Here is an 11,437-nt window from a genome sequence, read left to right as displayed (position 1 = left end):
AAGTCGCCCTCCACGCGCTCGCGCTCGCCGTTTCGCACCTGGGCCAGTGATTGGCTCAGTTCGCGCAGCGGCCGCAGACCGTAGCGAACCTGCACATAGGCGGAGATTCCGAGCGCAAGGCCGAGCAGGCTCAACAATGTGAGCACCGCGAAGTCGAAGCGTCGCCGCTCTTCCACGATCTCTTCGGCATTCCCCGCCACTGAAATCAGGAATCGATTCTGCTCGCCCAGGTCGATTTCCTGCTCGACAATTCGAATGCGCCTCCCCTCCGGTCCCGTGCGGTAGCCATCGCGGAAGTCTCCGCGCAACGATGGCATCCCGGGTTCGACAAGCGGAGGAAGCCGCTGGTTGAAAAGCGATCGCGAGGTGCGGAGGATTGCGGCCGTGCTGCTCTCCATGTCGATCCGCATGATCTGCCAGTACCAGCCGGATAACGGAATCTGGAACTGCGGCTCGCCGAGATTCCCGGGCTCGACATTGTTGCCATCGGTCAATGCGGCCACATCCGCCACAAGCACCTTCAGATAGAGCTTCAGGCGCTCATCAAAGGCCGCCTCGACGGAGCGGCGGTTGATGGCCGACAGGATCGCACCGGTCGATACCAGCACGAGGACGGAGAGCAGGATCGCCGAGAGGAACAATCGCCCGGCCAGCGAGCGTGGATCGGTGGGGCCGGGAAGCGAGAAGCGCATGGCTTCACTTCGTTTTCGGGGCCGGCCCGCGCGGGGGCTGCGCGATATAGCCCAGACCTCGGACAGTTTCGATCACATCCACGCCGAGTTTCTTGCGCAGGCGACCGACAAACACCTCGATCGTGTTGGAATCGCGGTCGAAATCCTGATCATAGAGATGCTCGACCAATTCGGTCCGCGACACCACGCGGCCCTGGTGATGCATGAGATAGGCCAGCAAGCGATATTCGTGGCTCGTCAGCCGGATCGGGTTGCCGTCCACCACCACGCGGCTCGAGCGCGTATCGAGAATGACCGGGCCACAGGTCAATTCGCTCGTGGCGTGGCCGGCTGCGCGCCGCAGCAGCGCCCGCAGGCGCGCAAGCACCTCTTCCATATGGAAAGGCTTTGTCACGTAGTCATCGGCGCCAGCATCGAAGCCCTGCACCTTCTCGCTCCAGCGGTCGCGCGCCGTGAGGATCAGAACGGGCATCTTGCGGCCTTCGCGTCGCCATTTCTCCAGCACGCGAATGCCATCCATCTTCGGCAGGCCAATATCGAGGATCACCCCATCGTAGGGCTCCGTATCGCCGAGGAAATGCCCCTCCTCGCCATCGAAGGCGCTGTCAACCGCATAGCCCGCATGTTCCAGCGCCGAGGTCAACTGGCGGTTGAGGTCGCGATCATCCTCGATCACAAGCAGACGCATTCGAACGAACTCCCCAAGGCGGTGCGGGCGGGCAGGCAATTCCTGCTCCGCTTGTTCTTTTGCTTCATACACCGCTTTGAGGGAATTTCGAGACCAACCGATTCCCGTTCGAACGGTTTTCCCATCAGATCAGGCGCTTGGTGGCGATGACACGAAACACTGTCGAGGCCACGAAGCTGCCAGCCGCCACGAATTCGAGCAACCGATCCGTAAGGAGCCCCTGATCCAGACCCATGGTCTGGAAGCCCATGAGCGAAAGGGCGATCGAACCGAAACCAACGACATTGGCCCAGACCGTGCGGCTCTGCAGAAGCGTCTTGGTATCGAACATGGTCTTCTCCTTTTGGTTTGCCGTCCCGGCGGGCCGGCTGGAAAGGGTGAGGCGGAGGCTTTCGCGCTCGATTTCGGCCACGCGCCTCATCCAGCCCCGGCCGAAGATCGGAAAGGTGTGCAATTGTCGGAGAAAGCGGAGGCGCGCAGCGCAAAGCGCCTCGATCAAAGATCGGGGATCGGCAGCACGGATGGCACCGAGGGTTTGCGGCCCCATCCAACCATCAACCTCAACGGCCACCAGACCCTGAAGGGTGCGGATAACCCGCTGTGGCCCGGAATTCACGGCGTAATCGAAAGCCGCGAGATCGATCCCGGCGGGGAGTTGATCGCCGGCCACGGCGTTCCAGTATCGAACCCGGTAAATTGACGTGGCTTCCTGTCGCGAAAGCTCGCGAATATCCGCTCTGGTCACGGGCTGTCCGCGCCATGCGCCAAGCGTGGCCTGCGTGATCCCCATCATGGTGGCGCCACCGGGGTCGGATGGATGGTCGGAAAAACCACCTTCATGTCGAAGAACGAGCGCAAGCGCCCGCTCGAAGTTGGCGGCAGCCATGGCATTCTCCAATTGGATGGCTTCAGTGCACGCGGAGCGTCGTCACCAGCGGATCGCCGGCGCCAATCCTGGTGGAAAGCTGGACAATGGTGACGTCCAGACTTTCCCGAGGCGCGCCGAAATCGGCCGTTTCCTCGGCGGTCCCGTAGAGATATTTCGGCGTCGCAACCGTGACGCTTCGCTTCACTGTTGCCCCGTCTCGGATCTCGATCCGGTATTCCTCGCGTTCCTCGGCGAGGGGAACCTCGTAAAGTTCCCAGTTATCGCCGCCAAACCGCGCACGCCGGATGAAAGTCAGACGGATTCCACCCGCCTCACGTCGCGCCCTTGCATGGACCGGCGAGAGCGGACGATAGGTCTTGCCGGCGATTGCTTGAACGGTCCGGGCTACGGCGGGATCACCGATGTCTCGCCCGGCCGGGATGATCGCGAGTTCGACTCTCTGCCCGACATGCTCGACGCCAAGGCCGAGATCAACCACGGCATCGTCCAGGACGATCGCTTGCGCGCCCGGCGCGAGTATGCGCAGAGCCGCCCTCTCCGAAAGGCCCACCCCGCGCAACAGACCCGAGAGCCTGTATCGCCGGTCGGCGACAAGCGTCGCCTGCCGGAAAAGGACGATCTCGATCTCGCCATCCGGCCCCACCAGCGCCAGCGCGTTGTTGCCCGCGAGCATGGCGGCCTCGTCCACGCTTGCAAGGGCACCCGATACGAGCAGGATCTCGCAACTTGAGGCGTGATCCCACCGCCAGAGCGGCCCGGGCGGAAGCGCGGTCATCAGAGTGCCGAAGCGAGCTGCTGCCACGGCCTCGCCCAGAACGGTTCCGCCCTGATCCGTCCGTGTCAATGCATAGGGCCCGCGCCAGGGCTCGGCGCGCATGGCCAGATGCAACGGGCTTGCACTCTCGGAGCGCAGGATTGGCAATTCGAGGAGCCGGGCATAGGGCGCACCGGGCAGCGCCGGGGTCACAGGCAGCTCGGTCACATCGTCGTCGATCGGCGCAAAACCCATGGTTTCCGGATCATGCGATACAGCCTCGCAGATCCGTTCGCGCTGATCGGAGATGCGGGTGAGGCGCACCAGCCTGATCCCCACCTCGGTCTCGATCGCAACAAGATCGCCCGCCTCGATGGCACGGGCACTGGGCGGCAGGGCAAAACGAAAGACCTCGCGGGCGGCCCAGGCCTCGGCCAGACGCTGCTCGGCGAGGCGGCGCGCGCGCCCCTTGGGGAGGATCATCGCGACGTCCTCGCTGACCTCCCTTTGGGCGGCGCTGCCATCGCGACGTGCCTCGACCATCGTCTTGCGGAAATCGCGATCCGGATCGACGAAGCCCAGCCGGAAGCTGCGGGGCAGGTCGCGCTCTTCCAGCCGCGCGATTTCAATTTCCACGCCATTCCGACCCGTCGGTGCCACGAGATCATCCCGCGCGATCAGCGCCACCGGAAAGGCAGCACGCGGCTTGACCGAGAGTTCCGCGCCATCGCCCGAAGCAAGGAGGCCAAAGCTGTCCAGCAGAGGCTCCAGCACGGCCCGCGCCGTCATGGGGCGGTCCACGACAAATCCTTCGATTGCCTCGCCGATTGGCGCAACCGATCCCTGATCGGCCGCGTGGTCGGCGATCACCGTGGCAATCAATTCGGGAAGCGGCGCAATCTCGAGCCGGCCGTTGAGCCAATGACCGCGCGCGAAGTTCGCCCCGTCCGCCCATTGGTCGCGCATGGCGGGAAACGCCGGAAACGGACGTGCGTCATAGGCCCAGGGCGCGATGAAATCCGGCATCACCATCGGCCCGCCATAAACGGGCGAGGCCGGGTTATGCGCGGCAATATGTCCGGTGCTGGCCGGATCGAACCGATCGAGCATCGCCTCCAGCAGCCGGCGCTGGATCATGTCGTCGCGATGTCCGCGGGAAAAATAGGGCAACCCGTTCTCGACGGATTTCGGGTCGGGAAAGATGTTCGGCTGATTGGTCCCCTTATCCACCGCGCCACAGCCGATTTCAGCCAGCAGGATGGGCTTCGAACGCGGCTGCCAACCGGTGTTGGACGTGATCTCCACCCCGCCAACCCTTTCGCGATGCGTGTTCGACCACCAGCCGGCAAGATCCTTCGGCCGGTACATCCACGGCTTGCCGTAAGCGCCGTCGGAGATGGGCGTCCGGATCTGGTTCGCGCGCGACCCGGCATCGGCGTAAAACCAGTCAAAACCTTCGCCTGCGCCAATCCGGTCGACCAGATAGGCGGGGTCATGGGGTGTCTCCGCAAGGCTCGCATCGAAATGCGCGGGCCCTTCGCGCCAATCGGTCATGGGAGGGTAGAAATCGATCGCTACCGCGCCGACTTCCGGATGGCTCCAGAAGGGATCGAGCGGAAAGCGCACCTCCTGCCCGCCGCCCCGCACATGCGCGCCATATTCGGTCCAGTCGGCGGCATAGGTGATGCGTGTGGAGGGTCCGAGGATCCCACGCAATTCTCCGAGAAGCCCCGTGAGCGCCGCGACCATGGGGTAGCTTCCGCCGCCTGCAGAGAGATGGGTGAGGCCGACAAGCTCGGAAGCGATGAAGAACGTATCGACCCCGCCGGCCGCCTTCGCGAGCATGGCGTGATGCAGAACCATGCGCCGGAAGCTCCATTCCGCAGGTCCGGCATAGAGCACGGTGTCGCCGGAAAGCACGAAATGGCTGGCCTGCGCCGATCCGATGAAGTTCGCAATCCCGGCATTCACGCCGGTCGTCCCGGCAGGGCTTCCGGGCGCTCCGGGCGCGGGGTGGCAGGTCATCCGCCCCCGCCAGGGAAAGGGCGGCTGGTCTGCTGCGTTGGAATATGGATCGGGCCTGCCATTGCCGGGCGGAATATCCATCAGAATGAAGGGGTGGAGCGCGACCTTCAGCCCGCGCGTCTTCAGATCCCGGATCGCCTGGATGATCGAAAGATCCGAAGGCGTGCCGCCGTAATTGGGCCGCCCCTCCGAAGCGGAAACCGCCTGAGCGGTCTCGCGCGTCAATCCGCAAACCTGCCAGCTCTGGCCGGTGGTGATCTTGCCCTTCTTCTCCACGCGGGGCGTGATCTTGCAGTTGCCGACGCGCAGGTCGTCCCCGAACCACGCGCAGATCAGCGTCGCACGTTCGAGATTGGGGCAGAGCGCCTGCAGATCGTCGATGGATTGCTCCCAATCGGTGCCGCGCGTCCATTGCGAGCGGTTGAGCATGCGCGAGGTGCCATAGCCGAAATCCTCGCGCACCTCTTCCGTGGCATAACCGAATTCGGTCGAGCCGGGGAAGATGTTCACCGCCTTCAGCCGATCCGGCAAACCGGGCATCGGCCGCACGATCTCGAACGAGAACTGCGGCAGGCGATTGCCGTAATCCGCCAGTGGAAAGCGTTCGAACACGATATAGGCGAGCCCACGGAACGCGGGCACCTGCCCCGTTCCCTGCTTCGCCACAATCAGCGGATCGGCGGGCTGGTCGGCCTCGCCGCGATAGATGCGATAGGTGATCGCCGAGAGATCCACCGCCTTCCCGTCAGCCCAGATGCGCCGCACGAAGGCAACCGGCCCCTCGCAAAGTCCGATCGCGACATTCGCCGAATAGACATAACGAATGCTCTTCTGTCGGGCGCCAATGGCAGACTTGCCACCCACGCCACCGCTCTTTTCGACGACCTGCTGCTCTTCGAATTCCGTCGCCCAGATCACCTGCCCGCCCAGCCGCACACGACCATAGATGCGCGGGATCGGCGCGCCCTCGCTTGCGGAAATGCCGTCGAGATCGGTCAGGCGCGGGCCTTGCTGCACACGTCGCGCGCCCTGCCCCATGAAGGCGCGATCGATCAGCCCGCCCGCGAGCGCCCCGGCGGCCTTGCCGAATGCGGCGCCAAAAGTGCCTCCGAGGCTCTGTCCCAAGGTCGAGCCCAGCAATTCGAATGCGATGGTCGCCATCATTCCCTCCGGGCCGGAAAATCAAAGAGTCCCGCCAGTTTCCGCCGCCAGATCGGCAGAAGCGCCACTTCGGCGACCGAAGCCCCGTCATGCGCATGCACGAAGGTTTCGGGGCCGGTCGCGATGGCGCAATGTTTCGCCGGCAGATGCGCGCGCCAGCGGAAGATCAGCACGGTGCCGGGGCGGATTTCCGCATCCATCGGGCGCGCCAGAAGATGCCGGAAGGCCCCGACGATGAACTGATCGGGCGCACCCAGTTCCGCCCAGGCGGGCGAGTAGGCCGGAATGGCTTCGGGCTCCTCGCCCACCGCCTCACGCCACACCCCGCGCAGGAAACCGAGGCAATCCGCGCCCACGCCCTTCAACGAGGCCTGATGCTGGTAGGGCGTGCCGATCCATTCCCGCGCGAGGCGCACGATTTCCTCTCGGCGCGCGGCTTCCTCGCGCTCGGCCTTGCTCATTCGCGGCATGGAAACCTCACAATTGCACGAGGGGGCGACCGAGATGCCGCCCCTCGCCCGGCTGGGCATAGACAAAGGCGAATTCCGGCGAAGGAATCAGCGGAAATCCGCGAAAATTCAGTGCATTGGCAAAACGGTCGCGGCAGGTGGGGAAGCGCTTGTCGCAGCCCGCTATCGCAACCACGGAATCGCCGGGGAGAAGATCAGCCGGCAAGCCCTCCCAGAGGGTGATCGTCTCCCCTTCATGGACCCGGATCGGCCGAGAGAGCCCGGCATTCGCGCCGGTCAGGACCATCAACCGCCCGCGCGCGAAAAGCCCTGCGGTTGGCGTGGCAAATTGCGGTGCGCCGATGCGATGCCGGCCATCTGTTGTCACCACATTCGCCGCGATGCGCCAGGCCGGATCGTTGAGATCCACCCCGCAATCCGCATCACCCAGTTCGGCCGAACAGGCCGAGCTGTAGAGCCGCCCCTTTTCGAGGTCGAGCGCATGCAGCGCATTGCGCGTCTCGGCGATGAAGGCACCATCCTTCCGGCGAATCTCGCCGATGGTCACGGCATCGATCAGGCAATCGAGCGCCGGGGCGCTCCAATCCACCAGCCAGCGGCGCAGCTGCGCGCCATCATAGCGCCCGGCCTCGATATCCTCGGCGGTCACGCGCTCGCTGGAGAGCGCGCCGGTGATCTCGCCATTCGCGGCGGCAAGCCCCGTCTCGCTCTCGACGGCGGATGCCTCGATGCCGCTTGCAGCCTCGAAGACCTGCATGCCGATCCTCAGCGCGCGGTCATGGTCGGTGAAGCCCAAAGCCACGCCATCCCTGCGCGTCAGGAGCCAGCATTGGCAATGGGTGGTTACCCCGGAGGCGAGCGCCAGGGCGATGGTCGGGGGAAGCGATCTCATGGCTCAAATCCGGAATTCGATGAGCGGAATATTGGGAATGGCCCCGGCCTCGAAGGCCGACAGATCGACCTGGAGAAAATCCGTGTCGAAACGCACTGGCACATCGAACACGAATCCCGCCGTCACGGAGGCCCCTGCCGGCGGGATATGCCCGGCGCGGAAGGTCACGATTCCGGTTGTCGCGTCACAATCGAAATGCGTTCCTGCGACACGCTCCGCGCCGTTCACCGCCACGCGGACGCTGCCCTCGACCGGCTTCGCGATCGGGCGCTCATAAGGCGAATGCACCGCGCCGTAGCGCTTGATGAGCGGGAAGGCCGCCCGCGTCCCGTTTCCCGTACCGAGCGGCTGGTCGTTCGGCAGGGGCGGTGCGTTCTTCGGCGCGGAGGTCCAGTCGAGCCGGTCGCGGAAGCGAAAGCCGTAAAGCCTCCCCCGCCGCTCCTCGAAGAACGCGACGATGGCCGAAAGCCCCTCGATGGAGCGCACGCCATAGCCTGCATCATATTTCCGGCGCGAGTGCGCCCAGCGCGCATTGCGTTCTTCCCGGCCGCTTGCCAGCGTCACGATTTCCGTGCGCCGCTCCGGCCCGCCGCGCGCGCCGAGCGCGACCTCGACGGGGAATCGCACTTCATGAAATCCGGCCATTGCCCTCTCCTCACAACGAACGCTGGCCACGCGCCACGGCGCGCGCGAGGCTTGCGCTGACCTGCGCCTCGGATCGGCGGAAGCTCTCCGCATCCGGCGTGGAGATGTTCATCACGATGCGCACCGGTCCGTTCCCGCCTGCGCCTGTCGCCACGCCGAGCCTTCCATCCGGCCCACGCGAGAGCGGCAGGATGGCCTCCGCGCCGCGCTCGCCGGCGACGCCGAGGCCGCGTCCCATGGGGAAGAAATGCGGGGTGTTGATCACGCCACCTTCCGCGAAGAAGGTCGTCGGCCCGCCACCTCCGCCCAGCCCTCCAAGCCCACCGAAACCGCTGAACAGGCTCGAGAACATCGAGCCGAGGCTGTTTTCCAGCGGCTTGACGGCAGATTTCAACGCGATTTCCAGAAATCGCTGGCCGATATTCTTGAGGACATCATCGAAGCCCTTGCCCTGCGTGATGCCGCTGGCCAGCGCGCGGGAGAGTGAACGACCGAATTGCGATGTCACCGCATCGAGCGCGCGCATCTGCCGCGTCAGGCCGGTCACGGCCCCCGATACATCGAGGCCGATATCGGTTTCCTCATCCATCATGGGCGTTGGTCCTCTCATCGGGGAAAAGGCGCATCAGCGCGTGGAAGGTCTCGCCATCGGGCGCGTCCGGAAGCCCGGTCTCGCCACGCAATCCGCGCAGGGCGGCGGCGAGTTCGGGCAAGGTCATGGACCAGAAAGCCTCGGGCGAAAGCCGCAGCAGGCCGAACCCGAGCGCCATCGCCTCTTCCCAGGGGAAGGCGCGCGGCCGGGCTGTTGCCCTGCCTGCTACGGCGCGGGAGGGCGTTCGCTGGCCTTGGTGCCGAAGGACATTGCGAACAGGTCGGCCAGTGCCGCGACCGCGCGCGGCAGATCCTCCGCGCCAATGCGGCTTGCGACCTCCTCATCGGCGAGCTTCGCGCCACCCCCGCGGATCGCCGCGCCAAGCAAGGCCACGAGATCGCGCGCCGCGATCCGCCCGCCGGCGAAACGCTCGCCGAGCCCCTGGAGATCGCCTGCGCCGAGAGCCGCTTCAATCTCCGCCAGCGCCTGCAGGCTGAGGCGGAGCGCGAAACGTTCCGCACCCAGGTTCAGGCTGACTTCGCCCCTGTGCCGGTTGGTCATGTGCTGGCTCTTCATGGCCGGCCTCAGAGCGCGGTGAAGGTGAGCGCGCCGGCGCTCTCCATCGCCATCTCGAAGGTCATCTCGGCCGCGTGTTCGCCGCGATAATCGAGGCTGGTGATCTGGAACGGCCCGGTGATCTCGCCGAAATCCGGCAGCACGATCTTCCAGTTGCGGATCGCGCCATCGAAGAAGACCTGCCGCACCAGTTCGTCCGACGCGCCATCCTTGAAGATGCCGGAGCCGGAAATGGAGGCGCGGCGCACGCCTGCGCCGTCCAGCAATTCGCGCCAGCGCCCGGCGGATTCGGAGTGGGTCACATCCACCGTCTCGGCATTGAGCGAGAAGCGTCGCGTGCGCAGGCCCGCCACGGTCACGAAAGCGTTCAAGTCATTCGCAAGCTTCAACAGAATGTCCTTGCCGCGTTGGGCTGCCATGAGGCTCTCCTTCGGAATGTCAGAGGATGTGGAGGAAGGCGCGCAGACGCGCCGTGGCACGGGTCAGCGCCCGGGCTTCATCGTGCCGAACGAGCGTCTCCCGGATCAGGATCAGCGAGAGCTGGTGCTCGGCCACCGCGAGGGGCGAAGCGCCAATGGCCACCTGCACCGCGTGCAGGATCGCCAGCGCCTCGGCCGATCCGCGCTCGCGCGTGACCGCAACGAGATCGAGATCGACAACCACACCCTCGGCTTCGTTGGTGCCGTTCTCGCGAAGCTGGGAATCGCCCAGGATGAGGAAGGGTGGTTCGGCCCCCCGCGGGGGCGCATCATGCACCGCCGTGCCGATCAGCGCCGTCACGGCGCTGTTCGTCGTGAGGCGCGTCCGAACCGCCGTCTTCAATGCATGAACCGGATGGGTCGTGCTCATGGCGTCACCTCCCGCACGAGGCAGACGATCTGTCGGCGGTTGCCGTCAGGGTCGAAAACCGCCGTGATTTCCAGAATCCGAGTGCCGAGACGGAACCGATGCCGCGCATCGATTCCCTCGCGGAAGGGCAGCGTGACGCGGCCGGTGCGCGGGCCGATGGCCTGTCCGCCCTCTTCCGTTTCGCGGCCGCCGGTCATTTCGATCGCCCCCCAAAGGGTCGCGACATTCTGCCAGCCCAGGGTCGCTCCGCCGAGCGGCGTCGCGGTTTCCGCGAGTTGCTCGATCGTCAGGCGATTGCGGCGGCGGGCGATGGAAACGCGCGCCTTGCTCATGCCGAAAGTCCTCCAAGGCGCAGGCTACGGAACGGCTTCAGCATGGCCCGCACCTGGCCGGGCAATCCGCGTTCGACGATGGCGGCGTCACCCCTGTTCTCGAACCAGTAGGCCACGAGCTGCCGCACCGCGAGGCGCAGGGGCTCGGGTACCTGGGCTGCGAATTCGCCAAAGCCCAGCCGGACATCGATCTCGATGCCACCGCGTCGGCGGCCTGGCGCCGGGCGAAGAAGCGGGCGGATGGAGTCGTGCTCCTGGCCCTTCACGATTTCGAATTCGGCAGCGGCGAGTGCCTGCGGCGCGCCAGCCGCCGGAAACACCCGCCCGCCGGCGACCGAGATCACGCGGCCGATCCGCACGGGGAGTGTTTCCGACGGCGGCCATTGGTCGCCGATGATCCGCCAGTTCTGCGCGAGGAGAACGAGGCCGATCTCGCTTTCCACCGTCAGGCGGGCCGCGATGATCAATGCCTGGATGAGGCTGTCCTCGCCGCTGCCCTCGACGCGGAGCCAGCCCTTGGCCTCGACGAGACTGACGGGCTCGAGCTGCGGCCCATCCACCAGAAGCGGGATCATGGATCAGTGCCTTTCTGTCGCAGAAGCGCGCCGCGCCGGCCCATCGGACTTGCGCGGCAGGAAGGCGCGGTGCAAAGGTCCGCGCTGTGGAACTGTTTCGAAAATCCGGCCGCGTGCTGCGGCTTGCAGCCCGGGCGGCCGGTGCCGCGAGCCTCGTGATCCTGGCCTTGCCGGCTTTCGCGCTGGGTGGAGCGCAGTCGCAACCCGATCCGGGCTTGCAGCCGCATGTCCTCATGGTGCTTTCGCGTGAAGGCACCCGGCATGGTGCCTGCACGGGAACCGTGATCGGCCGCGATG

At 65.7% G+C, this 11,437-nt stretch carries 14 protein-coding genes and 1 pseudogene; 1 reads left to right on the top strand and 14 read right to left on the bottom strand.

The genetic code is table 11. The features are described from left to right. The 14 genes and pseudogenes from ACKODO_RS11045 to ACKODO_RS10980 all read right to left on the bottom strand — a co-directional run. A pseudogene (locus ACKODO_RS11045) lies at positions 1-692 on the bottom strand (sensor histidine kinase); the annotation flags it as partial. Between the two features lie 4 nt (positions 693-696). Then, the gene (locus tag ACKODO_RS11040) at positions 697-1,380 is read right to left on the bottom strand and encodes a response regulator transcription factor (RefSeq protein ID WP_408983486.1); all 684 of its coding nucleotides are present in this window, start codon (positions 1,378-1,380) and stop codon (positions 697-699) included. Positions 1,381-1,504: 124 nt separating this feature from the next. Further along, a complete protein-coding gene (locus ACKODO_RS11035) occupies positions 1,505-2,266 on the bottom strand; it encodes a glycoside hydrolase family 108 protein (protein ID WP_408983485.1) in 762 nt (253 codons plus the stop codon). Positions 2,267-2,288: 22 nt separating this feature from the next. Continuing rightward, positions 2,289-6,209, bottom strand: coding sequence for a glycoside hydrolase TIM-barrel-like domain-containing protein (locus ACKODO_RS11030; protein WP_408983484.1), 3,921 nt, complete (start codon positions 6,207-6,209; stop codon positions 2,289-2,291). Then, complete coding sequence (locus ACKODO_RS11025; protein ID WP_408983483.1) at positions 6,209-6,679, bottom strand: peptidase P60; 471 nt, start codon at positions 6,677-6,679, stop codon at positions 6,209-6,211. The genes ACKODO_RS11030 and ACKODO_RS11025 overlap by 1 nt, the downstream gene beginning before the upstream one ends. Positions 6,680-6,686: 7 nt before the next feature. Then, a complete protein-coding gene (locus ACKODO_RS11020; RefSeq protein ID WP_408983482.1) occupies positions 6,687-7,571 on the bottom strand; it encodes a DUF2163 domain-containing protein in 885 nt (294 codons plus the stop codon). 3 nt (positions 7,572-7,574) lie between these two features. Then, complete coding sequence (locus tag ACKODO_RS11015) at positions 7,575-8,216, bottom strand: TIGR02217 family protein (RefSeq protein ID WP_408983481.1); 642 nt, start codon at positions 8,214-8,216, stop codon at positions 7,575-7,577. Positions 8,217-8,226: 10 nt separating this feature from the next. Then, entirely contained in the window at positions 8,227-8,808 is a 582-nt protein-coding gene (locus ACKODO_RS11010) for a phage tail tape measure protein (protein WP_408983480.1), read from the bottom strand. Next, positions 8,798-8,986 (bottom strand): phage tail assembly chaperone, encoded by a 189-nt coding sequence (locus tag ACKODO_RS11005; protein ID WP_408983479.1) that lies wholly within the window; start codon positions 8,984-8,986, stop codon positions 8,798-8,800. Before ACKODO_RS11005 ends, ACKODO_RS11010 begins: the two co-directional genes overlap by 11 nt. A gap of 47 nt (positions 8,987-9,033) precedes the next feature. Next, a complete protein-coding gene (locus ACKODO_RS11000; RefSeq protein WP_408983478.1) occupies positions 9,034-9,369 on the bottom strand; it encodes a gene transfer agent family protein in 336 nt (111 codons plus the stop codon). 23 nt (positions 9,370-9,392) lie between these two features. Continuing rightward, positions 9,393-9,803 carry a phage major tail protein, TP901-1 family gene (locus tag ACKODO_RS10995; RefSeq protein WP_408983477.1) on the bottom strand — a complete coding sequence of 137 codons (411 nt, stop codon included), beginning with the start codon at positions 9,801-9,803 and terminating at the stop codon, positions 9,393-9,395. A 19-nt stretch (positions 9,804-9,822) separates the two neighbouring features. Further along, the gene (locus ACKODO_RS10990) at positions 9,823-10,233 is read right to left on the bottom strand and encodes a DUF3168 domain-containing protein (protein WP_408983476.1); all 411 of its coding nucleotides are present in this window, start codon (positions 10,231-10,233) and stop codon (positions 9,823-9,825) included. Beyond that, positions 10,230-10,565 (bottom strand): phage head closure protein, encoded by a 336-nt coding sequence (locus ACKODO_RS10985; protein WP_408983475.1) that lies wholly within the window; start codon positions 10,563-10,565, stop codon positions 10,230-10,232. Before ACKODO_RS10985 ends, ACKODO_RS10990 begins: the two co-directional genes overlap by 4 nt. Continuing rightward, entirely contained in the window at positions 10,562-11,140 is a 579-nt protein-coding gene (locus ACKODO_RS10980) for a head-tail connector protein (protein ID WP_408983474.1), read from the bottom strand. Before ACKODO_RS10980 ends, ACKODO_RS10985 begins: the two co-directional genes overlap by 4 nt. An 86-nt stretch (positions 11,141-11,226) precedes the next feature. On the opposite strand from ACKODO_RS10980, the gene ACKODO_RS10975 reads away from it, so the two are divergent. Continuing rightward, positions 11,227-11,437: hypothetical protein (locus ACKODO_RS10975; protein ID WP_408983473.1), on the top strand; the 211-nt coding region annotated here is incomplete at its 3' end.

It is taken from the genome of Rhabdaerophilum sp. (genome assembly GCF_046092605.1).
Taxonomy (GTDB): Bacteria; Pseudomonadota; Alphaproteobacteria; order Rhizobiales; family Beijerinckiaceae; genus Rhabdaerophilum.
This window is presented reverse-complemented; position numbering and strand designations above follow the sequence as displayed.